The 25,014-nt window shown below is 62.3% G+C and carries 19 protein-coding genes and 2 pseudogenes; 1 reads left to right on the top strand and 20 read right to left on the bottom strand.

The genetic code is table 11. The features are described from left to right. The 18 genes and pseudogenes from AC27VU_RS19695 to AC27VU_RS19610 form a co-directional block, all read right to left on the bottom strand. A partial coding sequence (locus AC27VU_RS19695; RefSeq protein ID WP_488724727.1) for a hypothetical protein occupies positions 1 to 246 on the bottom strand: 246 nt, incomplete at its 3' end. Between the two features lie 680 nt (positions 247 to 926). Next, on the bottom strand, positions 927 to 1,685 hold the full coding sequence (locus AC27VU_RS19690) for a PIG-L deacetylase family protein (RefSeq protein WP_201137780.1): 759 nt from the start codon (positions 1,683 to 1,685) through the stop codon (positions 927 to 929). A 157-nt stretch (positions 1,686 to 1,842) separates the two neighbouring features. Then, positions 1,843 to 2,529 carry a glycosyltransferase family 2 protein gene (locus AC27VU_RS19685; protein WP_473019546.1) on the bottom strand — a complete coding sequence of 229 codons (687 nt, stop codon included), beginning with the start codon at positions 2,527 to 2,529 and terminating at the stop codon, positions 1,843 to 1,845. Beyond that, positions 2,526 to 3,125, bottom strand: coding sequence for an SAM-dependent methyltransferase (locus AC27VU_RS19680; RefSeq protein ID WP_003224537.1), 600 nt, complete (start codon positions 3,123 to 3,125; stop codon positions 2,526 to 2,528). Before AC27VU_RS19680 ends, AC27VU_RS19685 begins: the two co-directional genes overlap by 4 nt. Next, a complete protein-coding gene (locus tag AC27VU_RS19675) occupies positions 3,122 to 3,895 on the bottom strand; it encodes a PIG-L deacetylase family protein (protein WP_488724726.1) in 774 nt (257 codons plus the stop codon). Before AC27VU_RS19675 ends, AC27VU_RS19680 begins: the two co-directional genes overlap by 4 nt. After that, positions 3,892 to 4,890 carry an acyl-CoA dehydrogenase gene (locus AC27VU_RS19670; protein ID WP_488724725.1) on the bottom strand — a complete coding sequence of 333 codons (999 nt, stop codon included), beginning with the start codon at positions 4,888 to 4,890 and terminating at the stop codon, positions 3,892 to 3,894. Before AC27VU_RS19670 ends, AC27VU_RS19675 begins: the two co-directional genes overlap by 4 nt. A gap of 1 nt (position 4,891) precedes the next feature. Then, entirely contained in the window at positions 4,892 to 7,054 is a 2,163-nt protein-coding gene (gene glgX / locus AC27VU_RS19665) for a glycogen debranching protein GlgX (RefSeq protein ID WP_488724724.1), read from the bottom strand. Positions 7,055 to 7,303: 249 nt separating this feature from the next. After that, positions 7,304 to 7,627 (bottom strand): DUF2934 domain-containing protein, encoded by a 324-nt coding sequence (locus AC27VU_RS19660; RefSeq protein ID WP_488724723.1) that lies wholly within the window; start codon positions 7,625 to 7,627, stop codon positions 7,304 to 7,306. A 27-nt stretch (positions 7,628 to 7,654) separates the two neighbouring features. Next, positions 7,655 to 10,423, bottom strand: a complete 2,769-nt coding sequence (locus AC27VU_RS19655; RefSeq protein ID WP_488724722.1) for a malto-oligosyltrehalose synthase — start codon at positions 10,421 to 10,423, stop codon at positions 7,655 to 7,657. Then, positions 10,420 to 12,498 (bottom strand): 4-alpha-glucanotransferase, encoded by a 2,079-nt coding sequence (malQ, locus tag AC27VU_RS19650; protein ID WP_103483311.1) that lies wholly within the window; start codon positions 12,496 to 12,498, stop codon positions 10,420 to 10,422. Before malQ ends, AC27VU_RS19655 begins: the two co-directional genes overlap by 4 nt. Next, the gene (gene treZ / locus AC27VU_RS19645) at positions 12,495 to 14,297 is read right to left on the bottom strand and encodes a malto-oligosyltrehalose trehalohydrolase (RefSeq protein ID WP_488724721.1); all 1,803 of its coding nucleotides are present in this window, start codon (positions 14,295 to 14,297) and stop codon (positions 12,495 to 12,497) included. Before treZ ends, malQ begins: the two co-directional genes overlap by 4 nt. 18 nt (positions 14,298 to 14,315) lie before the next feature. Beyond that, positions 14,316 to 15,902, bottom strand: coding sequence for a glycogen synthase GlgA (gene glgA, locus AC27VU_RS19640; protein WP_488724720.1), 1,587 nt, complete (start codon positions 15,900 to 15,902; stop codon positions 14,316 to 14,318). A 601-nt stretch (positions 15,903 to 16,503) separates the two neighbouring features. Beyond that, positions 16,504 to 17,457, bottom strand: a complete 954-nt coding sequence (locus AC27VU_RS19635; RefSeq protein ID WP_488724719.1) for a D-2-hydroxyacid dehydrogenase family protein — start codon at positions 17,455 to 17,457, stop codon at positions 16,504 to 16,506. A 13-nt stretch (positions 17,458 to 17,470) separates the two neighbouring features. Next, complete coding sequence (locus AC27VU_RS19630) at positions 17,471 to 18,535, bottom strand: alpha/beta fold hydrolase (RefSeq protein ID WP_003224556.1); 1,065 nt, start codon at positions 18,533 to 18,535, stop codon at positions 17,471 to 17,473. 86 nt (positions 18,536 to 18,621) lie between these two features. Next, positions 18,622 to 19,056 carry a YqaA family protein gene (locus AC27VU_RS19625; protein ID WP_226499439.1) on the bottom strand — a complete coding sequence of 145 codons (435 nt, stop codon included), beginning with the start codon at positions 19,054 to 19,056 and terminating at the stop codon, positions 18,622 to 18,624. Then, entirely contained in the window at positions 19,056 to 19,502 is a 447-nt protein-coding gene (locus AC27VU_RS19620; protein WP_488724718.1) for a DUF411 domain-containing protein, read from the bottom strand. The genes AC27VU_RS19625 and AC27VU_RS19620 overlap by 1 nt, the downstream gene beginning before the upstream one ends. Before the next feature lie 328 nt (positions 19,503 to 19,830). Beyond that, positions 19,831 to 20,358: pseudogene (locus AC27VU_RS19615) on the bottom strand (methyl-accepting chemotaxis protein); the annotation flags it as partial. Between the two features lie 333 nt (positions 20,359 to 20,691). Then, positions 20,692 to 21,822 (bottom strand): annotated as a pseudogene (locus AC27VU_RS19610) (HAMP domain-containing protein); the annotation flags it as partial. 380 nt (positions 21,823 to 22,202) lie between these two features. Between AC27VU_RS19610 and AC27VU_RS19605 the strand changes: the two are divergent. Beyond that, positions 22,203 to 22,730, top strand: coding sequence for a hypothetical protein (locus AC27VU_RS19605; protein WP_003224565.1), 528 nt, complete (start codon positions 22,203 to 22,205; stop codon positions 22,728 to 22,730). A 48-nt stretch (positions 22,731 to 22,778) separates the two neighbouring features. Here the strand turns inward: AC27VU_RS19605 and AC27VU_RS19600 are convergent, their stop codons facing one another. Further along, positions 22,779 to 23,702, bottom strand: coding sequence for a GNAT family N-acetyltransferase (locus tag AC27VU_RS19600; RefSeq protein ID WP_488724717.1), 924 nt, complete (start codon positions 23,700 to 23,702; stop codon positions 22,779 to 22,781). Next, positions 23,702 to 24,991: a phenylacetate--CoA ligase family protein gene (locus AC27VU_RS19595; protein WP_488724716.1), complete on the bottom strand. Its 1,290-nt coding sequence runs from the start codon at positions 24,989 to 24,991 to the stop codon at positions 23,702 to 23,704. Before AC27VU_RS19595 ends, AC27VU_RS19600 begins: the two co-directional genes overlap by 1 nt. Positions 24,992 to 25,014: the final 23 nt, after the last annotated feature.

Here is a 25,014-nt window from a genome sequence, read left to right as displayed (position 1 = left end):
CTCGAGTTCGCTCTTATTGATGATGGGACGCCCGTCGACCTCACGGCCATCGAGCAGCAGCTTGACGGTGTCGCCGATATCCTTTTTGGCCCAGGCGGGGATCAAGACAAGCATGCCGAGGTCAGGAAAGGCGAATACCGCCGCGCGGTTGATCCCCCACTGGCCGGAAGGCAGGAGGCGCCCGGGGACCCACGGGTCCAGCAGTGAATGGGGGGCAGAGATTCTCTTCTTGGGCTGAACGAGCATGGTCGGAACTCCGTGCGAACTGTCGGGAGACAAAGGGCGTGGAGTTATTCAGCGCTGAAGATGACGGCTCTGGCTACTGTCAGAAATTACAGGTAGGCGCTGTTTTCTGACGAGTGGTAAGGCACGGCCCGACGGATAAAAAGTCGCTTTCCGGCATCACTCGGCGCCTTCTGTGCGTGTCGTCGGCAGTGTCTGCAGGGCTTGAATGAGATGGTTGCCAGCCGTACCGGCCTCTTCGCGAGCAAGCCCGCTCCCACAGTTTTAACCGGGTGCTGCCGTAACTATTGGCTCAGCGCATATCGATGTGGGAGCGGGCTTGCTCGCGAAGGCGGTGTGCCAGCCAACACCTTAAGTGCCTGACACGACCTTTTCGCGAGCAAGCCCTTTCCCACAGTGTTAACCGGGTGTTGCCGTAGCCATTGGCTCAGCGCATATCGATGTGGGAGCGGGCTTGCTCGCGAATGCGTTGTGTCAGCCGACACCTTAAGTGCCTGACACGGCCTCTTCGCGAGTAAGCCCTTTCCCACAGTTTTAACCGGGTGCTGCCATAACTATTGGCTCAGCGCATGCCAATGTGGGAGCGGGCTTGCTCGCGAATGCGGTGTGCCAGCCGACACATTAAGTGCCTGACACGACCTTTTCGCGAGCAAGCCCGTTCCCACAGGGGGGAATGTATTTCTTCAGATGAGGACGATTTCGTAGGGCAAGCGCATCCGCTCGAGGATTACGCGTGGCAGCAGCGGCGCGATGCCGATCGCCGGTTCGCCTTTGAGCTGGCTGGCGTAGGCGTGGGTGGCGTGGCTTTTGCGCGCTACGGTCCAGGTGTCGAGTCGCAGTTTGCGCGCGCGTTCCCAGGGGATCAGGTTCTGATCGCGTTCCGGCCAGTGCCAGGCCCAGACTGGCACGTCATGGAAGGTCGCGCCGACTTGCGCTGCCGCTTTGGCACTGGCGCGGCCAACCGCTTCGTGGTCGTCAGTGCGATCGTCGCGCCAGGTGCTGAACACCACGTCGCCGGGACGCAGGTAGCGGGCGATGAAGTCGGTGAGGTCGGCCTCGCGGTCGAGCAGGGCGTTATCGGTAAACCCGCCGCGCACCCATTTCAGACTGTGCATCGGCAAGCCGAGACGGCGCAGGGCCTCGACGCTTTCCTGGGGACGGAACACGCTCAGGCGTTTTTCCGACCATTGCCGCGAGCCGGGATGACTGGCGCTGCCGTCGGTGATCGACAGCAATTGCAGCGGATGGCCGAGGCTGGCGAGCAGTTGCAGGAGCCCGCCGCAGGTCACCACTTCATCACCCGGATGCGGGGCGACGACGACGGCTCGGGCACCGGGGGGTACCAGACTGTGGGTATTGATGACGGGAATGTTGTCGAGCTGCGGGGCACTGTTCCATATCTGCGCCGGCAGCGGGTTTTCGCTGAGGAATAACGGTTTCATGGGTGTTACGTCCTTGTCGTCTCTGGCCCTCAGTCGTATCTGCACCGTGGAAAAGCAGGCGCGCTCGACCCGTGAAGGCGGATGGATTGCCGTGCGACGCTCCGAACCCTGGATTGCCGCGCAGCAGAGTATTGCTCATGCCAGCCGATTCGTCGCGTCACAGATCAATCTGATCCGCTTTTTTTTGGCCAAGCTGTGCCAGATTTCGCAGATAGTCACCAAATCCACCGCGTGCGCGACTGTCCAGACGGGCGCTGGTGCGCACTTGCGGGCGATGGCTCCAGGCGATGTCGGCACCGCACCGCTCCAGTCGCCGCACCAGTTGCACGTCCTCGTCGCAGGCCAGCGGCGGGAAGCCGCCCGCCCAGCGATAGGCGTCGGCACTGACCCCGAGGTTGGCGCCGTGGATGTGCCGGTGCCCGTCACGGGCCTGATAGTGACTGTGATAGCGGATTTGCGCGGCTTCGTCGAACGACTGATCCCAGTGTTCGACAGTCACCGTACCGCACACCGCGTCGGCGCCCAGCCCGAGCTGCGCCACCAGCCAGTCATCGGCCACCCGGCTGTCGGCGTCGGAGCAGGAGATCCAGCGCGCGCCGCGCTCCAGCAGGATCTGCGCGCCGGCGGCGCGGGCCTGGCCGACATTGCGTGCGTCGATGTGCAGGCTGCGCACCGGAAAGCGGTTGACGATCTGCGCCGAGCGGTCGGTGCAGCTGTCGAGCACCACCAGCACCTCGACCGGTTCGCCGGCCAGCAGCCCGTGTTTGCTGGCGCGCAGCGCTGCGCTCAGGCATTGCTCAAGCAGGTCTTCCTCGTTATGCGCCGGAATCAGAATACCGATCATCGCAGGCCCTCCAGTGCGGCCACCGAGCGCGGCTCGCGACTCCAGACTTCAAGGATGAAGTCCGCTTCCTGATGCAGCGCCAGACGCGGCAGCGGCAGTTGCTCATGAATCAGGTCATGCACCTGACGGGCATTGAGCGGGCAGCCGTCGATGGGCGGGCGCCAGTGGCAGGCCAGCAATTGCCCGTCAGCCGTCAGGGATTCACTGATGCGCCGGATCACTTCTGTCAGATCCTGGGCATCGAGGTAGTAGCCGATTTCGCTAAATACAATCAGGTCGAATTTTTCTTCTGGCCAGTCGCCGGGCAGGCGACTTTGGCGCACCTCGGCGTGGTCAAAAAGGCTCAATCGGGTACGCGCCAGATTCACCGCCGCACTGGCGGTGTCGCAACACAGCAGACGGTCACAGCGGCCAGCGAGTTCGGCGCTGAGTTCGCCATTGGCACAACCGGGTTCGAAGATCGCCCGATAATGTGCGCGGGGCAGGGCCGCGAGGGTGATCGCGCGTTTGCGCTGTTCGTACCAGCGCTCGCGGAACGCCCAGGGATCATCGTTGGCGCTGAACAGACCTTCGAAGTAACGATCATCGACGCTCATAGGAACACCACTTCAAACGGTTGCAGCAGACGATCCAGCACGTACGGCGCCAACACCGGTTGCAGCCCGGCTTGCGGGTCGCCTTCCAACTGGCTGGCGAACGCATGCACCGCGTGGCGTTTGCGCGCCACTTGCTCGGGTGACAACAGAATCTTGCGTGCGCGCTGCCACGGCACCGACGCGTCTTCGGGAGAGGCCCAGTGCCAGGTCCATACCGGCAATTCGTGGCAGGTGGCGCCGACCCGGCGTGCGGCTTCGATACTGGCGCGACCGGCGGCTTCGTGATCGCAGTGGCCGTCCTCGCACCAGGTGCTGAACACCACGTCGCCGGGGCGCAGGTGGCGTTCGATGAACGCGACCAGCGACGACTCATCAGCGGCGACCTGGCTATCAGTGAAACCGCCGCGCAGCCATTTCATCCGGTGCAGCGGCACGCCGAGGCGGCGCAGGGCTTCGGCCGATTCCTGCGGTCGCACCACGCTCAGGCGTTCCACCGGCCAGCGCTCGGAACCGGGATGACTGGCGCTGCCATCCGTGACCGAGATCAGTTGCAACTGACGCCCGGCGGCGGCCAGCAACTGCAACAGGCCGCCGCAGCCAAGCACTTCGTCATCCGGGTGCGGGGCGACTATCACCGCGCGGGCACCCGGAGGCACCAGACTGAGGACATCGACGCTGTCCAGCGCCGCCAGGTGCCGGGAGTGTTGCCATTGCAGCAGGGAAGTACCCTGGTGGCCGATGATCGGATCGGGTTTGTTCGCGGCATTCATAGCGTCCAGGCCTCCTCGGGGTGTTCGGCCAGCGACTGGCCGAGCGCGGCGAGGTCACGCTCGGCATGGCTCTGGCGCAGGAACACCGGCAGATCAGCGATCAGCCGGGCGAAGTGCCGATCCTTGCAGAACGGCCCGGCACCCAGCGCACGCCCGACGTCGCGCATCGCTTGCTCAGCGGATTGCTCGACCACTGCGCGGGCACGCCGCGCCAACAGTGCGGCATCGGCCTCGGGATGCGCATCAATGTGCAGGGCACTGAAACGCAGTACATTCGCCGCCGCGTACAGCGCCGCATCGACCGCCCCGAGATGGGCGAGGGCGTGCGGCTCCTGGCGTTGCGCGCAGTGTTGCCGCAGTGCTTCGGCGATCTGCCGCGCCGCGCCGTACCAGCACGCCGCGATGCCGATCCCGCCTTGCCAGAAGCCCGGACGATTCAGGTAGTCGCCGGGTTCGCCGATAGCCTGGGCTTCAGCGCCGTCGAATAACACTTCGACGCTGCCGGTGGCGCCCATGCCGACCGCTTGCCAGCCCTGATCGGTAATGGTCACGCCCGGTTGATCCAGCTCCACCGCGACCAGTTGCTGACGGTCTTCGGCGTCCCACGCGGTGAGCAGTGCATGGCTGAGCACCGCCGCTCCGGAGCACCAGGCCTTGCGCCCGTCGAGGCGCACCATGTGCCCGGCCGGTCGCACCTGCACCCGAGCCTGCGGTGGTTCAGCCGCCCACATGCCCCAGGTGCTGCCCGGGGTGGGCGAACCACCGAGTTGTTCGATGATCGCCAGTGCGTCGGTGTGGCCTTCGTAGAGTTTGCACAAGCCCAGATCATGCCCGCCGACTTCCGCCAGACGTTGAAAGCGCTCCAGCGTGCGGCCGCTGCCCGGTAACGGCAACTGATCCAGACCGGCCTCGACCAGCGCCCGCAGGCAATGGCCGAGTGCGGCGGTGTCGTGATAGTCCGGCGGGCGGCGCGCCAGATAACTGTGCAGGTCCATATCAGTCTTCTTCTTCGCGTTGCAGTTCGAACAGCAGCAGCGAACGGCCGGTGACCGAATACTCATGGCCGAAATCGAAGCGTTCCTGACCGCGAATCGATGGCTGATTGGTGTCGATCATGCAGGTCCAGAAACTGCCTTCCGGCACTTCCGGCAGGCTGAAGTTGACGATGTCATGGTGGGCGTTGACCACCAGCAGCAACGTCGCATCGGCACCCTTGCGGCGGATCCCGGTTTCCTGTGCGCGACCGTCGAGGAGCATGCCCAGGCAGCGGTTGTGCGCGTCGTGCCAGTGTTCGGTGGTCATCTCGGTGCCATCCGGCGCAAGCCAGGTGACGTCCTTGACGCCGATGTCCTCGTTGTACTCGCCGACCAGGAAACGCCCACGGCGCAGGATCGGATAGGCCATACGCAGCTTGATCAGGCGTTTGACGAATTTGAGCAGTGCCTTGCCGTCCTCGCTGAGATCCCAGTTGACCCAGCCGATCTCGCTGTCCTGGCAATAGGCGTTGTTGTTGCCGTCCTGGGTGCGGGCGAATTCATCGCCGGCAACGATCATCGGCGTGCCCTGCGACAGCAGCAGCGTGGCGAAGAAGTTGCGCATCTGCCGGTGGCGCAGTGCGTTGATCTCTGGATCGTCGGTCGGGCCTTCGACGCCGTGGTTCCACGACAGGTTGTTGTTGCTGCCGTCCTGGTTGTTTTCGTCGTTGGCCTCGTTGTGCTTGTCGTTGTACGACACCAGATCGTTGAGGGTGAAACCGTCGTGGGCGGTGATGAAATTCACCGACGAGTACGGCCGCCGTCCACGCTGATTGAACATCTCGCCGGACGCGGTCATGCGGCTGGCGAAGTCGGCTACCTGGCCGTCATCGCCTTTCCAGAACGCGCGCACGGTGTCGCGGAATTTGTCGTTCCACTCGACCCAGCCCGGCGGGAAGTTGCCGACCTGATAGCCACCGGGGCCGCAGTCCCAAGGCTCGGCGATCATTTTCACCTGACGCAGCACCGGGTCCTGACGGCAGGCGACGAGGAAGCTGTGACGCTCGTCGAAACCGTCGTGATAGCGCCCGAGAATGGTCGCCAGATCGAAGCGGAAACCGTCGACGTGCATCTCGCTGGCCCAGTAGCGCAGCGAGTCGGTGACCATCTGCAGCACACACGGGTGACTGAGGTCGAGGGTGTTGCCGGTGCCGGAATCGTTGATGTAGAAGCGCTTGTCGTCCGGCATCAGGCGGTAGTAAGAGGCGTTGTCGATGCCGCGCATCGACAGGGTCGGGCCTTGCTCGTTGCCCTCGGCGGTGTGGTTGTAGACCACGTCGAGGATCACTTCCAGATTGGCCTCGTGCAGGTGCGCGACCATCTCCTTGAATTCGGCGATCTTGCCGCTGGCCAGGTAACGCGGATCCGGGGCGAAGAAGGCGATGCTGTTGTAGCCCCAGTAGTTGGTCATGCCCTTGTGCAGCAGGTGCTGGTCGTTGACGAAGGCATGGATCGGCAGCAACTCCACACTCGAAACGCCGAGTTTGCGGATGTGCTCAAGCACGTCATCGACCATCAGACCGGCAAATGTACCGCGCACGTTCTCTGGCACCGAGGGGTGACGCATGCTGATGCCGCGTACGTGGGTTTCGTAAATGATCGTCTTGTCCCACGGCACGCTGACCCGATGGTCGTTGCCCCAGGTGTGCGCCGGGTCGATGACCTTGCACTTGGGCACGAACGGCGCGCTGTCACGTTCATCGAAGCTGAGGTCGGCGTCGGGATGGCCGATGGTGTAGCCGAACAACGCCTCGGACCATTTCAACTGGCCGACCAATTGTTTGGCGTAAGGGTCGATCAGCAGTTTGTTGTGGTTGAAGCGATGACCATTGGCCGGGTCATACGGGCCATAGACGCGGTAGCCGTAGATCAGCCCCGGATGGGCGTCGGGCAGATAGCCGTGGAAAATCTCGTCGGTGTATTCCGGCAGTTCGATACGTTCGAGTTCGACTTCACCGGCATCGTCGAAGATGCACAATTCGACCTTGGTGGCGTTGGCGGAAAACAGCGCAAAGTTCACCCCCAGACCATCCCAGGTTGCGCCGAGCGGGAAGGGCAGGCCTTCACGGATTCTCGATGGCTCAGCGTGCGCTGCGGGCTCGGCCTTTTTTTTTGGACTGGACATGATTGCTCCTGCAAAACGGGTTGGTTCGGATAACGGATCAACTGTGGGAACAGAATCTGTGGTGAGGGGATTTATCCCCGATGGGTCGCGCAGCGGCCCTGCGACTGCTTCGCAGCCGATCGGGGATGAATCCCCTCACCACAGACATCTCTCCCTGACAGGGGTTGTTTGGGGTTTCTTGAGGACGAGTTGGCCCTCGGTGGCGAGCGAACTCGCCACACGGTGATTCAGTTCAATATTCCGGGTGGGTCAGTTGGCCGGGGGCTTGCGTGGGGCGCGCGGCTTTTTCTCGGCGGGCTTTTCACCCGGCGGTACGACTTTGGCGGCACCGGCCGGTTTGGCTTTGGCCGCCGCCGCCGGAGGCTTCGGCTTGGCCGCCGGGGCCTTGCTGTCGGGGCCTTTGCCGGCGGCTTTGCTGCCAGCGGCTTTGGGCGACTTCTTCGGCGCCAGAGCCTCGGCTTCGGCCAGTTTGCGCGCCATTTCCCAATGACGCGCTTCATGACCTTCAGGTTTGCCCTCGGATTCCCAGATCTGATAGGCAAACTCGCGGATGCGTTTATCGTCGGTACTCATCGCAATGCTCCTGAACTGAACTCGTCGTTACGTAAAGAGTTGGATAAACAGATTGACCGGGAAATCCCCCAGCGCGGCGCTGACGTTCAGCTCCCTGTTTTTTGTGACTGCGCGGCTGTAAAAAAGTCCCTTCAGGTTTGTGTCAGAGGCGGCGAACGGTAAAACCACTCGCGTATCGCCCCAGCGCAGCGCATCCACCCGCGGCACGGCACTGTTTTCCAGCAACGTCGCGCAGCGGATCGGCACGATCACGATGGCGTAGTCGCCCTCGTGCTCACGGGCGAACGCGAGCACGTTGTGCGCCTGCTCGCCCAGCACCTCCAGGGCCTGATAGGTGCCCCGGCGAAACAGCTCGGCGTGTTCGGCGCGCAGGTTCAGCACTTGGGCGATCAACGCTTGCTTGATGCGCCCGTCACGCCAGTTCGCCAGCAGTTCCTCAAGCGGCGCGTGCCCGTCCAGGGCCTGCTCGCGCGCGGCGTAATCCACCGGCCGGCGGTTGTCCGGATCGACCAGGCTGAAGTCCCAGAACTCGTTGCCCTGATACAGATCCGGCACCCCCGGCACGGTCATACGCAGCAAGGTTTGCGCCAGACTGTTGAGGGCGCCGGCCGCAGCGATGCTGTTGACCGTCTTGCTCAGCGCGGCGCGCAGCAGCTCGCCTTCTGCACCGGTGAGCAGTCGTTGGGTGAACGTCTGCGCTGCGTTTTCGTAGGCCTCGTTGGGCGCACTCCAGCTGCTTTGCAGCTTGGCTTCGCGCAGGGCTTTCTGTTGCCACTGCCAGATGCGCTCGGCGTATTCGCTGAAACCTGATTGATCGTCGTCACGCAATTGCAGCGGCCAACTGCCCAGCAGCGCCTGATAAAGGATCAGTTCATCGCCGGACGACGGCACTTGATCATCGTCGCGCAACGGCCGGGCGAGGGCACGCCACAACTCGACCTGTTCGGCGTACCAGTGGCCGCGTTCGCTGAGTATCGCCAGGCGGGCGCGGGTGTCCTCGCCGCGTTTGTGATCGTGGGTCGCAGTGGCCAGCAGGTTGTCGGGGAACGCCGCCAGCCGTTGCTGATTGACCGCATGGAAGTCGCTGACCGGTGCGCTGAACTGCTCGGTGTTGTAGCCGACGTCATTGCGCGACAGCAGCACCGCCGAGCGATACAACGCGGTGTCCTCCACGGCTTTGGCCGCTGCCGGCGAAGTCAGTTGCTGGAAACGTACGCAGGCGTGCTTGAGGATCTTGCGCGAGCGCCCGCGCGGCTTGTGCCGCCAGGGCGTGCCACCGAGCCAGGCCGCCACGCAGTCGAGCACCGGCCAGTCGCCTTCGCCCAGCGTCTGCCGCGCGCCGTCCATGGCTTGCTGGAAGAATTGTTCATCCTGCGCCGAGCGACCGAGCGCGCTGATGTAAGTGCGATACACCGGGAAATGCACGATCAGCGCCTGCAACACCCGACGGATCGCGCCGAGGGTCAGGTCACGGGTCATCAGGTCGTCGCGCGCCACTTGCAGCAGCGCCTGGGCAACGCTTTCGCAGTCGCTGGCCAGCGAGCCGTTGAGGATCTGCTGGCGTGCCAGTTGCGCTTCTTCGATAAACGCCGCCGGGCGCTCGGTGCGCCGTTGCCACAGATCGCCGAGCACGTATTCACCGTCGGGATCATGTTGCAGCAACGACAGTTGATTCATGAACTCGTAACCGGTGCTGCCATCCACCGCCCAGTCGGTGCGCAGGGTTTCGCCGGCGCCGAGAATCTTCTCGACGTAGATCGGCAAGTGCCGGCCCGGCGCGAGAAAGTCGAGGCGTCGCCGCAGTTTTCGGCAGTAGCCACGCGGATCGGCGAGGCCGTCGATGTGGTCGATGCGCAAACCGTCGACCAGCCCCTCGCTAATCAGCTGGAAGATCTTGCCGTGGGTCGCTTCGAACACGGCCGGGCGTTCGACGCGCAAGCCGCCGAGTTCGTTGATGTCGAAAAAGCGCCGCCAGTTGATGTCATCCGCTGCGGTGCGCCAACTGGCGAGACGGTAGCTTTGGCGCTCGAGCAACTGGTGCAGCTTGTCGAAGCCTTCTGCGGTGGTGGAGTCGTAATGCGCGAGACTTTCCGTGATCGCGGCGAGGACCTGCGGATCGCTCGCCAGCTCTTTCAGTTCTTCCTTGAGCGGCATCGCCAACGCATGCGCGTCGGTCTGGTAGCTGAGAGTACTGAAACGATCGGCCAGGGATTTCAGCGCCTCGACTGGTTTTAACAGCTCGCCGTAGTCATTCGGGCAGATCGGGAAGTGGTGGTCGTAATGCTCGACGTGGAAGCGTCCTTGCTGCGCATCGAAGCGCAATTTCAGCGTGCCTTCCTGCAGGGCGATGCCGTAATCGCTGCCAAGAAACGGCAGCAGCAACTGGCCTTCCATCAACGGGTCCGGCGAGTGCCACTGGATGTCGAAGAACTCGCCGTAAGGACTCAGTCGGCCCCATTCCAGCAGATCGAGCCACCAGGGGTTATCGCTGCCGCCGACGGCCATGTGGTTGGAGACGATGTCGAGGATCAGCCCCATGTTGTGTTCGCGCAGGGTGCTGACCAGACGCCGCAGCGCCGGCTCGCCGCCGAGCTCCGGGTTGACTTGGGTCGGGTCGACCACGTCGTAGCCGTGTATCGAACCGGCGCGGGCCGCGAGCAGCGGCGAGGCATAAATGTGGCTGATGCCGAGGCGGGCAAAGTACGGCACCAGCGGCACTGCCTGTTCCAGGGTGAAGCCCTTGTGAAATTGCAGGCGCAGGGTCGCGCGCAGTGGCTGGATGAGCGTCTGGTTCATTGGTCACGCTCGGCAGCTTGCAGGCGCGCGCACGCCAGCAGTTCCAGACGCCGCGCAGCATCGACGCCATCGAGCAACGCTTCGCTGTTGCCAGGCAGGCGCCGCGACCAGTTCGGATGGCTGTCGATGGTACCGGGCAGGTTGGCCTGTTCGTCGATACCCAGCGCGTCCTCCAGCGGCAGCAGCACCAGCGGCGCGCGGGTATGACCGAGGAAGCGCACGCTGGCATCGACCACTTGATCGGCTTCGTGGGACTCTTCGCGAAAGTTTTGCGGGTCCTGACTCAGCGCACCGCGCAGGCCTTCGCGTTCCCGCTGACGATGACGGCGCCATTCGATTTCACCGTTGGCATCGACGAAGCCCAAACGCGAGTTCCAGTCGATGTCGCGGCCATGCCACCAGCCGTTGAGCGTCGGCAGGTCGTGGGTCGTGGTGGTCGCCAGGGCGTTATCCGGCCAGTCGAGAATCGGTTTGAAACGGGTGTTGTCCTGTTCGAACAGCAGCACACGCATGCCGAGTATCGAGCGCGCACTGAGTTTTTCCCGCAGGCCGTCGGGCACGGTGCCGAGGTCTTCACCGAGGACAATGGCCTGGTGCCGATGGGATTCGAGGGTCAACAGCCGCAACAGATCGTCAAACGGGTAATACAGATAAGCGCCATCGGCCGGTGCGGCGCCGTTGGGGATCACCCACAGGCGTTGCAGGCCCATCACATGGTCGATGCGCAGCCCGCCGGCATGGGCGAAGTTGGCGCGCAACATGTCGATGAAAGCGCGAAAGCCGTTGCGGATCAGGCCTTCGGGGGAGAACGCGGAAATCCCCCAACCCTGACCGGAGCGGTTGAGAATATCCGGCGGTGCACCGACGGTGAGTGAGGCAAGCAGTTCGTCCTGAAAGCTCCACGCCTGGCTGCCAGCGCCGTCGGCACCGACTGCCAGATCAGCGATCAGGCCGATGCGCATGCCGGCGCCGCGCGCAGCGGTTTGTGCACGCTCCAGGCAACGATGAATCAGCCATTGGCAAAAGGCGAAGTAGCCGATGCGCTCGGCGTATTCTTCGGCAAACGCTTCGAGGGCGGCGCCACGCGGTTCGTGCCAGTGCTCCGGCCACTGCCGCCAGTCGAGGCTTTCGCCACGGTCGGCACGCATTTCCTGAATGGCTTCGAAGCGGCAGTGATTTTCCAGCGCTTCACCACCGGCATGGCGGAAACTGGCGAAGTCGGCATGCAACGGATGCTCGCCCGCGACAAAACCGTCGTACAAGGCTTGCAGCAATTTGTACTTGGCATCGGCGGCGGCAGGCCAATCGATCAGTTTGAGGTCTTCCAGTTGCCTGAATTGCTCGGCCAGACCGCTGGCGTCGATCGCATCGCGCAACGCCCGTTCGCCAAGTATCGCGCCCGGTGCGGCATACAGGGAATTGAGGAACAGCCGGCTGGACGGCGAATAGGGGCTGTAGCGCCCGGTATCGGCGCTGAACATCGCATGCAACGGACTGATCGCCAGCGCATCGGCGCCGCGCTCGCCGGCCACCCGGGCCAGCTCTTCCAATGCCTGGGTGTCGCCGAAACCGCCGTCGCCGGGGCGGCGCAGACCGTACAGTTGCGCGCTCAGGCCCCACACACGGGGGATCGGATTGTCCACCGCATCGCCAACGCTGAAGCAACGCTCCGGCGCCACGGCCAAGGTGAAATACTGATCGGCGATGTGCACCTGTTGATAGCCGACCGGGATCAGCCCCGGCAGCACGGCTTCGGCGTCGAGCTTGAGGTTCAGCCGCGAGCCGTCTTCCAGATGGATTTCGCACGGGGTTTCAGGTTCGAAGTAGCGGGCCAGATCAACGCCGACGCCAACGTCTGCAGTCAGCAGGGGGGGCAGGTGGCGATCCTGCTGCACCTGTTGCAGTTGCAACAGGCTGGCGTCGATTTCCTGGGCGGTATTGGCCGGATGGCCCAGGCCGGTGAGGACATTGCGCAGTACTGCCGGGGCGACTTTCTGCGGACGGCCGTTGGCGTCGATCCAGTCGACGGCAAGGCCGGCGCGGCTTGCGAGTATTTCCAGTTGCGCATCGCTCATAGGCGCTCTCCATCCAGAGGTTGCAAGGGGGTTGCGGCCGTGAGGCTGACAAGCGCGCAATACGGGGCGAGGATGCCCGGTTCCGACAAATCGTCTGCAGGCGGCTGCTGAAACAACCACACGGCGTCGGTCTGTGCAGGGTTGACCACTGGCGTATCGCTGAGGTTCAGGTCAATTCGCAGCTGACTGCCATCGCCCAGGCGCCAGCGCGCAGTGACCGCGCCGAAGCCGAGCATGTGCGCGCCCAGCGCCTGGGTGCCGGACAGATTGGGAATGATGTATTGATGGCGCAATTGCAGCAGTTGCCGGTACAGCGCGAGGGTTTCCTGCTGTTTTGCGGTGCCGCTGCCAATCAGTCGGGGCTGCGAGGCATGGAAGGTCTCCTCGGCATTCGGGTCGGGGATCTGCTCGCGTTTATGCGGATCGGTAAACGCGGCGAACCCGGAAAACTCGTTGCGACGTCCCTCGCGCACCAATTCGGCGAGTTCGCCGTGGTGGCTGGTGAAGAACAGAAACGGTTGCTCGGCGGCGTATTCATCGCCCATGAACATCAGCGGGATCATCGGCGATAGCAGCAACAGCACCGTGGCAGCCCGCAGTGCCCGTGGATCGGCGAGGTGATGCAGGCGCTCACCGAAGGCACGGTTGCCGATCTGGTCGTGGTTCTGCAGGAACAGCACGAAAGCGGTGGAGGGCAGGTGTTCGCTGGGTTCGCCCCGGGGTTCGCCGTGGCGGGTGATATGGCCCTGGAACACGAAACCCTGGCTCAGACAGCGCGTCAGTTGTTCCGTAGGTTGCAGCGCGTAGTCGGCGTAATAGGCGTCGGTTTCGCCGGTCAGCAGCACATGCAAGGCGTTGTGGCCGTCATCGTTCCACTGCGCGTCGTAGTCGTATTCGAGCAGGCTCGACTGGTTGAGCTCGTTCTCCACGGTCAGCCAGACGTGGCGAGCCGGATCAGTCTGCTGACGAATACGCTGGGCGAGTTCGGGCAGGAAGTCCGGACTTTCTATCGCATGCACCGCGTCCAGACGCAGGCCATCGAAGCGATATTCAAACAGCCACATCAGCGCGTTTTCGATGAAGAACTCGCGAACTTCATCGCGGCGAAAATCGATTGCGGCGCCCCATGGGGTCTGTTTGTCTTCGCGGAAAAAGCCCTTGGCGTAGCGGCCAAGGAAATTGCCGTCGGGGCCGAAGTGGTTGTAGACCACGTCGAGAATCACCGCCAGACCATGGCCATGAGCGCTGTCGATCAGGTGCTTGAGTTGTTCCGGGGTGCCATAGGAGGCTTGCGGAGCGAAGGGCAACACGCCGTCGTAGCCCCAGTTGCGGGTGCCGGGGAATTGCGCCAGCGGCATCAATTCGATAGCGGTGATGCCCAGTTCGGCGAGGCGCGCCAGATGCTGTTCGACTTCGGCAAAGCCGCCGAGTGCGCCGACGTGCAACTCGTAAATCACCGCTTCGCTCCACGGCCGACCATTCCAGGTGGTGTGGCGCCATTGATAGGCCAGCGGATCGACCACCACGCTGTAGCGGTCAATGTCGCCGTCCTGAGCACGGGAGGCCGGGTCGGGCACCTCCAGTTCGCCATCGATGTTGAAGCGGTAACGGGTGCCCGCCGGGCACCGGGTCTTGATCACGAACCAGCCATCGGCCTGCGGCAACATCGGCAGCGACTGGCCATCTTCAAGTTCGACACTGACGTAAAACGCATCCGGTGCCCACAGCGCAAACTGAGTGTGTTCGGCGTCCTGCATGATCGCGCCGTGGGGCCAGTTTTCTTGGGTCCGTAACGGCATCGTGAAAAGCTCCGTGAGTTATTTGTGGCCGGCTTTACCCAGCGCCTTGGCGACCAGTTGTTCGTAGAGCTCGGCATAGGGTTCGACCGCTTTGCACCAGTTGAACGGCGCGGCCATCGCCCGGCAGCGCATGGCGTTGAGCAAGTCGGGGAAGGCGAATACCTTGAACGCGCGGCTCAGGGCTTCGCGGTAGCTGTCGGCCGTGGATTCGTCGAAGAGGAAACCGGTGACGCCATTCTCGATGGTGTCGGCCAAGCCGCCAGTGTTGCGCGCCACCGGCAGCGAGCCGAAACGCTGGGCGTACATCTGGCTCAGGCCGCAGGGTTCATAGCGCGAGGGCATCAACAGGAAATCGCTGCCGGCGAACATGCGCCGGGCGTCGGTCTCATTGAAGCCGATGCGCACGCCGATCTGCCCGGGGAAGCGCAGCGCCAGTTCGCGCATGGCCTGTTCTTCTTCCGGCTCGCCACGGCCGATGATCGCGATCTGGCCGCCGTTCTGCACGATGTACTCGGAGACTGCTTCAGTCAGGTCCAGGCCTTTCTGATAGACCAGGCGCGAGACCACGGCAAACAGCGGGCCAGTGGAGTCTTTCAAGCCAAACAGTTCACGCACATGGGCGGCGTTGACCGCTTTGCCTTCCCAGTCGCCGATGGCGAACGGCGCAAACAGGTGCGGATCAGTGGCCGCGTCCCAACTCTCGTCGATGCCGTTGGGAATGCCGCTGAGCAAGCCTTGCTGGGTCTTGGCGGCGAGAAAGCCATCCAGACCGCAGCCGAAATCCGGGGTGGTGATTTCCTGGGCGTAGGTGGCGCTGACCGTGGTGATGTGGCTCGAATAGGCCATGCCGGCCTTGAGGAACGACATTTTGCCGTAGAACTCCATGCCTTCCTGTTGCAGGGCATGGGTCGGGATGCCGAGTTCCGGGCACGAGCCGAGGCTGGTCACGCCTTGATAAGCCAGGTTGTGAATGGTGAACAGGGTCGGCGTGCGCTGCCCGCGCCAGTGCATATAAGCAGGGGCCAGGCCGGCCGGCCAGTCGTGGGCGTGCACCAGATCCGGGCACCAGTGAATTTGTGCGAGGTTGGCGGCGATGTCGGCAGCGGCCAGGCCCAGGCGGGCGAAACGAATATGATTGTCCGGCCAGTCGCGGCCGTTGTTGGCACCGTAGGGCGAACCTTCACGTTCATAGAGTTCAGGGCAGATCAGTACGTAGATCACCAGCCCGTCCGGCATGTCCATGCGGCCGATCTTGCACGGTGGCAACGCGGCATGGCCGCCGAGTTCGCCGATGATATGGATCGGGTTCTCGCTGTGCATCACCTGCGGATAACCGGGGATCAACACGCGCACATCGTGCAGGTGCGCCATGGCGCGGGGCAGGGCGGCGGAGACGTCACCCAGACCACCGGTCTTCACCAGATCGGCGATTTCCGAGGTCACGAACAACACTTTCTTCTTGTTGGGATTCTGGCTGGCGACCGGCGTCAGCGTTTTGGTGCCCGGGACGTTGATCGACCGGCTGCCGGGAAGACTCACCGTGCTCGATTCGCCAACCGCCTGCTGAGCACGCTCTCCCTGAATATCCAATGCCGCACTGATCATATGAATCTCCCGTCTCGTTGATCTGTTTCTTGTCTGGAACAAGCCATATCCATGGCCAAATCCTGTGGCCGGGCGCAAACGCGCCACGCATCGGTGAGCAAACGCTACCCAACACGCGCAAGCAGAATGGGTGAAGGGGGCGTTGCAAGGATTGCACCAGTCACGTTGCCCCTGTGTTGCAGATGACCAGCCGCTTCACGCAAAAGTTTCGACTTTTTTTACGTGCAGTGACCGACTGGTCTAACCCCGCGAAAATCAGTCTAGGCCAGATCCTAGAGCGGGCGAGAGCAAATGGGTAAATTGTTCGACAATCGGTTTGCAGGCATTGAAAGACGTGGTGTGCAGGGCTGAACGCACCGACGAAGTGCAGGTTTTTTTCTATGGAAGGGCCAAAACGGTGACTGGCCGGTCACGTTTCTGTGCTGGCGGGGAAGGAAGCTGCACTGTTGTGGTGCGGGCAGTTTGTTGATGTGTTGTCTATTAAGGCCCCTTCGCGAGCAAGCCCGCTCCCACAGTTGATTTGTGTACGACGCATTTCCAATGTGGGAGCGGGCTTGCTCGCGAAGGCGTCAGTCGGGCCACCGCCGTCCAGCAATGACGATCAGTTCAACAGGCGCAGCGGGCTTCCCGCCGCCCAAGCCTGAATATCCTCGATCATCTGCGAAAAGAACTGTTCATAGTTCTGCCGACTCACATACCCCACATGCGGCGTGGCCAGCACATTCTCCAGTGTGCGAAACGGGTGCAGTTCAGGCAGCGGCTCCTGATCGAACACATCCAGCGCCGCCCCGGCGATCTTGTGTTTCTGCAATGCCTTGATCAGCGCCGCTTCATCGACGATCGGCCCGCGCGCGGTATTGATCAGCAACGCGGTGTGTTTCATCCAGTCCAGCGCCTGCGCATCGACCAACCCGCGGCTGCGTTCGCTGAGTACCAGGTGCACCGAGAGCACGTCGGCCTGCTCGAACAATTCCTGCTTGCTGACGTAGGTCACGCCGGCCTGCTGCGCGCGCTCGGCGGTGAGGTTTTCGCTCCAGGCAATCACGCGCATGCCGAACACCTGACCGAATTGCGCGACCTTCTGGCCAATGCTGCCAAGACCGAGGATACCCAGGGTCTTGCCATGCAAGTCGCCGCCCAGCCCTTGCTGCCAGCCACCGGCGCGCAAGGAGTTGGCTTCATTCACCAGGTTGCGCGTGGCGGCCATGATCAGTGCCCAGGTCAGTTCCGGTGCCGCATGCTTGTAGCTGTCGGTGCCGCAGACCTTGATGCCGAGGCCGGCGGCCGCCTGCATATCCAGCGCCGCGTTGCGCATGCCGCCGGTGACCAGTAGCTTGAGGTTCGGCAGGCGCTGCAGCAGATCCTGGTCGAAACGCGTGCGCTCGCGCATCACGCAGATCACCTGGTACTTGCCCAGTCGTTCGGCCAGCACGGCGTTGTCCGCCGGGTAGTCATGCACGAAGCTGACTTCGCCGATGCTGTCGAGCACCGACCAGTCGACCACGCCCCGTGCCACGTCCTGCCAGTCATCGATTACTGCAATCTGCACCGCCATCAGCCTTACCTCATCAACGAACGGGATTGGAATTGTTCAGCCAGCCGAGCAAGGCCTGATGAAATTTTGCCGGTTCTTCCATCTGCGGCGCGTGGCCCAGGCCGGGGAATTCCACTAGCGTCGACTGTGGGATCAGCTTGGCGACCTGCTTGCCGAGCACGTCATAGTGACCGATTTTCGCCTTGACCTCGGGGGAAGCGAGATCCTTGCCAATGGCCGTGGTATCAGAGGTGCCGATCAGCAACAGGGTCGGCATCTTCAGGTCCTTGAACTCGTAGTACACCGGCTGGGTGAAAATCATGTCGTAGATCAGCGCCGAGTTCCACGCCACCCGGGTTTTTCCCGGGCCATTGCTCAGGCCGGCAAGCATGTCGACCCAACGGTCGAATTCGGGTTTCCAGCGGCCGTCGTAATAGGTGGTGCGCTCGTAGTCACGAATGCCTTGGGCGGTGACTTTCAGTTCGCGCTGATACCACTGATCAACGGTGCGATAGGGCACGCCAAGGGCTTTCCAGTCTTCCAGACCGATCGGATTGACCAGCGCCAGTTGTTCGACCTGATCCGGGAACAGCAGCGCGTAGCGCGTGGCGAGCATGCCGCCGGTGGAGTGGCCGAGCAGCGAGGCTTTCTGGATGCCGAGCGTCTTGAGCAGGCGATGAGTGTTGGTCGCCAGTTGCTGGAAACTGTATTGATAGTTGTCAGGTTTGCTGGAGGTGCAGAAGCCGATCTGATCCGGCGCGACGACCCGGTAACCGGCCTCGCTCAAGGCCTTGATCGAACTGTCCCAGGTGGCGGCGCAAAAGTTCTTGCCGTGCATCAGCACCACGGTGCGACCGTTGGCCTTGCCTTGGGCGGCAACGTCCATGTAGCCCATCTGCAGGGATTTCCCCTGTGACTCAAAGGCAAAGTGCTTGAGCGTGTAGGGGTATTGGAAACCTTGCAGTTCCGGGCCATAGGTCGGGGCGTCGTTCGGGGCGTTGTCGGGCGCCGCTTCGCCGGGCACGGCCGCCTGGGCCAATAGCGGCAGCGCTGCGCTGAGGAACAGGCCGGGCAGCCAGCGTGTGAGCGTGACGGACATAAGGGCAAACTCCATGGAAATCGACCGATGCTGGAACGCCCGGATTAGGGCGACGTTAACCACAGGCAACGCCGTGGCGTGAATGTTCAACCGAGCCAGCCCAGGGTCAGCATCGCCACCACGGCGTAGCGCGCAGCTTTGGCCAGCGTGACGATCAGCAGAAAGCGCCCCAGCGGTTCGCGCATGACGCCGGCGATCAGGGTCAGCGGATCGCCGATCACCGGCAGCCAACTCAGCAGCAGCGACCAATGTCCGTAGCGCTCATAATGTTTGCGCGCGGTGGCCATGTGTCTGGCGTTGACGGGAAACCAGCGCCGATCCTGAAAGCGTTCGAGGCCGCGTCCCAGCCACCAGTTGACCAGCGAACCGAGGACATTGCCCAGCGTCGCCACGCCCAGCAGGCCCCAGAGCCAGTAACGGTCACTGGCGATCAGACCGACCAGCAGCGCTTCGGATTGCAGCGGCAACAGCGTCGCAGCGCCGAACGCCGCCGCGAACAGCCCGACGTAACCGGCAGCCATCAGTGGCCCGGGTAGTCCGCCACCACCACATCCGTGCCGTCCTTTTTCAGGCCGATCACTTGATAGGCATCGCTCATACCGTCCATTTCCATGCCCGGCGAACCCATGGGCATACCCGGAGCGGCGATACCCAGCAGATCGTCGCGTTTGCTCAGGGCCAGCACTTGTTGAGCCGGCACATGGCCTTCGACGAACTTGCCGTTGATCAGCGCGGTATGGCAAGAGCCGAGGCGCGGTGGCACGCCGTGTTGCTGCTTGAAGCTGCTCATGTCGCTTTCGACGTGATCTTCGACTTTGAAGCCGTTGGCTTCGAGATGGCTGATCCATTTCTTGCAGCAGCCGCAATTGGCGTCGCGATGCACTTCGATCGGGATCAGCTCGGCGGCCTGGGCCAGGGAGGACAGGAGCAGGGCGCTGAGGGCGGCCAGTCGCAGGGAGGTTCGCATGGTGGGCTCTCGACAAGGATGACGGTCAAAAAGGAAAGTATTTTGACCGGATTATCCTGCCGGGCATCAACGGAGTGTTTCAAGTTGATACAAGGCAGGCTGGCAGGATGATCATGGATCAAGCCTGACAGCCTGCTGAGCGGGAGATTACAAATCTGTCAGGCGGAATGGAGATGCGCTCTGTGGCGAGGGAGCTTGCTCCCGCTCGGCTGCGTAGCAGTCGCCAATCGGTCAACTTCGGCTTCCTGTTTATTCCGCTGCCAGAGTTGGGGCCGCTTCGCGACCCAGCGGGAGCAAGCTCCCTCGCCACAATAGACTGGTAGGGGAATCAACGGACTTTGAACCGCCCCATGATCGCGCTCACCCGGTTGTTGGCTTCGAGCAACTGACGGGTATTGAGTTCGCTGGCCTGGCCGCTGTGCACCAGTTCTTCGACCATGTGGCGGATCTGTACCATGCTGCGGTTGATCTCTTCGGTCACCGCGCTTTGCTGTTCGGCAGCGGTGGCGATTTGCGTGCTGAGGCTGTTGATGTGGCTGACCGAACCGGCCATTTCATCCAGGCCTGAGTTGACCCGGGCCGTGGCGTCAGCGGCGGATTGGCAACTGGCCTGCGTGTTTTCCATGGCGGCGACCGACGAACTCACGCCTTGGGTCAGGCGGGTCAACATCTCGTTGATTTCCGAGGTGCTGGCCTGGGTGCGGGCGGCGAGGGCGCGGACTTCATCGGCCACTACGGCAAAGCCGCGACCCTGTTCACCGGCGCGCGCGGCTTCAATAGCAGCGTTGAGTGCCAGCAGGTTGGTCTGCCCGGCAATCGCGCCGATCACCCCGAGAATTTCGGTGATGCGCTGCGCATCCTGCTGCATGTTTTCGACTTTCTGGGTGGCACTGGCCACTTCGTCGATCAAGGCCACCACACTGTTGGTCGCTTCCCCGACCACCACCCGCGAACGGTCGGCGTTTTCGTTGGCGCGCTGGGTGAACGCTGCGGTTTCAGCGGCGTTCTGCGCAACGCTTTCGGCGGTCGAGCTCATCTCGGTGATGGCGGTGACGGTCTGATCAGTCTCCGAAGCATGGCGCAGCAGGATCTGGCTGGTGTTGGCCGACGTACGCTGCAGGTCATCGAGGCTCGAAGCCATGGCACCGGTGGCCTGCGTCACTTCGCCGATCATGTTTTGCAGATAGGCAATGAAGGTGTTGACCGAGTGGCCGATGGCGCCCAGTTCGTCTTCGGCGCGGATGGTGATGCGGCGGGTCAGGTCGGCATCGCCGCTGGACAGCGAGTCGATGTTGGCCTTCAGGGCTTTCATCCGCGAAACCAGTTGGCGGATCGCATAGACCTGCAACAGCACCAGCAGGATCACCAGCGGAATCTGCAACAGGCTCAGGCTGCTGAGCACGTCGTCGCGCTGGGCGGTAAGCATCTTGGTCGGCAGGGCGGTGGCGAGGAACCACGGCGTGCCTTCGATCGGGCGCATGAAGAAGGTGCTGGCTTCGCCGTTGTTGTCAAACTCGACGCGTTGCGCCTGATCACGGTTTTGCAGGCCAGCCTTGACCTGACTGGCGAAGGTCGAGCCGGCAGCGAGTTCACTGATGTTCTTCAGCACGATCGGGCCGCTGATGCGCGAGCTGTTGCTGATGATCTTGCCGTCGGCCTCGACGATCAGCATTTCGGCGTTCAGGTCTTTTTCCTTGCGCGCCACCAGATCGTTGAAGAAACCCAGCGTCACGTCGATGGTCGACACACCCCATGCCGCGCCGTTTTTCTGGATCGCCATGGCGCAGTTGGTGCGCGGTTCGGCGCTCGCATCATCCTTATAGGCCGCAGCCCAGGCGCACTGGCCGCGCGGGGTCTGCATACCGCCCTTGTACCAGCTCTGGTCGTAGTAGTTGGGGGCGGCGTCGCTGTTCCAGAACGTGTTGACCGCCAATTTGCCCGAGGCGTCGCGGTGCCAGAAGGTGCTGAATTTGTTGCGCCCGGCCTCGCGCTGGCCCGGCAATGGCCAGATCCCGCCACCGAAAACTTTCTGCTCGCCGTATTGATCCACCAGCCCCGGCAGCACCGTATCGATGGCCGCGCTGTCGAGCAGCGGAATGGTCTGGGTAATGCTGCGCTGCTGTGACTGCACTTTGTTCAACTCGCCCTGAATCTGTTCGGCGACTTCGGCGATGCGATTGAGCACTACCTGTTCTTCAGTCTGGCGAAGCTTGGGCGCGACCAGTTGGCTGATACCGACCACGGTCAGCACCGACAGCAGCAGGATGAACAGAACCAGAAACAACGTGTAGCGAGCCTGAATGGTGCGGAATGCGGGCATGGATACCGGTCCTTGAGCTGCGATTTTTTATTGTGGGTCGAGGGAAAAACGGCGGGATTACACCAGCGTATCGTCGGCGAACGGCGAAGCTTTAGGTACTTTCGTGCAAGAAAGCGATGGGCTGACAGAAGGGCGTATCGACCTCGATACAAATGAATTCACCGGCACGTCAATCGGCGTGAAAAAGGAATCGGCAGCTATCGTCAAACTGCCATGAAGCCGCGCCACAGTGAACCTCTGGCGATTTGTATCGAGAATGTACAGAAATTGTAAGCGACCGCACTAAAAGGGTTGGTGCCATCACTGGGCCGGTAGATACTTCCCGGCATTCGAGTGGTCCAGCAAGGACATTTCATGGTTATTTCACAGGGAGTCTTCTCATGACGATCGGCATTGTCGGCGGCTGGGAGAGCAAGGCAGGGGTGCTGGTTCGCAATACAGGCGCGAAAAAGCAGGTGGCGCAGAGCGTCAAGGTGCAACAGATGCTGACCATGGTTGGCAACGATCCGAACGCGCTGAACACCGCTGAAATGGACAAGCAGGGCCTGCGCAAGAACATCAAGGGCTTTGATCCGGCGAACACCTCGGTCAAGCAACTGGGCAATCTGAGTGCCTTCCTGCGTGGCCGCGGGCTGATTTCGGAGATCACCTCCTTTACGTTGATGAACGCCGGCGACAAGTTCGACCGGTTCGGCGTGACCAAAGACGTCGATGCCAAGTTCAATGCGCTGGAGTATTTCGCCACCCAGCTCGACGCGATCCAGACCAATGGCCTCAATGGCAATGCGTACGGCAAGAACCTGATCCCCGAATACAAAAAGGCGATCTACGTGCTGCAGAACCTGAAAACCTACGGTGAAGGCAACGCGCCGAAACCTGTGGACCAAGGCGTCAAAGCCAAGGCATAAGCCGATCAAAAACGGCCCACCCATACGCTGGGTGGGCCGTTTTCGTTTCTAGCCCTGAAACCCTTCGCCGGTCTGCCGAATATGATCCTGCAAACGCTGCATGTGCGGGCAGTGCAACGTCAGCGTGGACGGCTGACAGCCGCGATGAAACAGCGCCAGCCAGCCTTCGCTGCGTTCATCGGGGACAATCCCGGTGAAGGCGAAACCTGCAGCCGCGAGTTGTTGCAGTGAGCTGGAAAACCCTTGGGCGAGTCTGAGCCGGATCGAAATCAGCCAGTGCGCTGGCAGTTGCACCACTTGCTTGAGCAAGCTGTCATCGAGCTCTTTGAGCACCATGTCATAGCGCCCCAATGCGCGTTCGAAATGCACCCTCGGACCTTTCCACGGCGCGGCTTTATCGCTGGTCCCGAAAGCTGATTCCAGATGCGACATCAATTCCCGGCAATCCTGTGGCCAGGCCAGTGCCGGCAGCGGGCGACGATAGCCGTCTATGGTGCGGTGGCCGACAACGATCGTCTCACGCCCCGGCCCGCCGAACGGAGAGGGTGCGTAGTCCGGCAACAGTCCAATGCTGTGGAACCCGAGACCGGCGGCCATGCGCTGTGTGTAGGGATGGTGCGTGACCTGTTTGATCGTGACGCCCTGGCAATCAAGCGCCTGTGCATGAATCAATAACTGCTGGCCCAACTGTGTGGCGATGTTTTGCCCGCGAGTGTCCGGGTGCACCACCGTCAGTGCCAGTTCCGCAAGAAAGCTTCTGCCAGACTGGCGAAACAACGTGGCGTGCCCGCAGATTTTCTCGTTCACCACCGCTACCAGCGAGTGCCAGCGGCCGTCGTTGTGGTTCTGGCTGATCATGCAGGGCAGATACACGTGCGGTTGAGGGTAATGATCGCCGTAGACTTCCTCGAACAGGCGACTGACGGCCGGTGCGTCAGCGATGCGGTAGCGTCGCAGGGTTACCGTGTCCATCATTCTCGCCTCGGGCGCGGGTTTTCATAATCGCGCCGGTCGACGACCCGCTGACGCTTGCCGGAACGTGGATGACAAGTCAGTTCATCGCCTGCACAAGCGATGACGTGCAGATCGAGCAACTGATCGTTGTGCAGAGTCCCGATCAGCGGGTATTGGTCGATCAGCGCACGGCGCAGTCTTGAGGTTGTCAGGGAAATGTCATGCGTCAGCGTACCCGGCACCCACCGCAGGCTCAGCAGGTCTTTTTTCCCCTGCTGTTCGATGACCAGTTGCCAGTTGTCGCTGGTGCCGACGCTTTGCACCAGATCGCCAATATCTCCCGTGTCCAGGCTCAGTACACCTATTCGAACGCGCTGGCTGCTCATGCTGCGCCCCATCAGGGCGAATTTGCGCATCGGGGTTCCGCTTGGTTCGCGCCAGCACGCCAGGTCGCCGACGGGGTAGCGGATCACCGGCATCAGGCGACGGGTGAGGTTGGTCACCACCAGCCTGCCGTTGCGGTTGCATTCTTCGATGACCTCACCGCTCACTTCATCGATGATCTCCAGCCGATTGTGCCGCTCCAGCATCCGGTGTTCGCCCAAGGCGCAATCGCGGGCACTGATGCCGATCAGCCCGGCATCGACGCTGGCGTAGCCGATGGAGGCGATACGCGCGTTCGGGAACACCCGATGGAGCAATTGCAGTTGCGCGGCGAACAGGCTTTCACCGCCGTAGAGCAGGGTTTCGACACCCTCCAGCACAAGTGACTGACGCTCAAGCCAAGCGGCCAGTTTCAACAGTTGTGCCGGTATGCCAGCCAGCACATTGATCTGGTAGGCAACGATCGAGTCGACCAGTACCGCGCTGTCGACGGCTCCGGTGAAGGGAAACTCGCTGACGGCTGTCTCGACATGGGCCAGGGCGTCGTGGACGAATATGAAACTGGCATACAGATCCCCGACGAAAAACAGGTTGGCAACCCGGTCCCCGGGGTTCAGTTGCGCCGTGAGGTGGCTGCCGAAATCGTGTACCAGGGTTTGCCATTCTGCGCGGGTAAATAGCGACAGTTTGCCCGCGCCAGTGGTGCCTCCGGTCTTGAAGATCAGCGCATCGTTCTGCGGGCCTGTCAGCACCGGCCATTGCTGCGGATTCTGGCTACCTAGCCAGTATTGCTCAGGGTCAATCTCGGGCAGTTCGCTCAAGGCGCTGATGGGCATTGCGACTGCCTTGAGGTGTTCGCGGTAATACGCGGAATGTCGGCGGACGTAGCCGAGCAAGTCGTTCAATTCAACGGTCGTGTTCATGGTTTTTTCTTATAAAAGTGGCG

The organism is Pseudomonas sp. 14P5.3.2, assembly GCF_057799175.1.
This window is presented reverse-complemented; position numbering and strand designations above follow the sequence as displayed.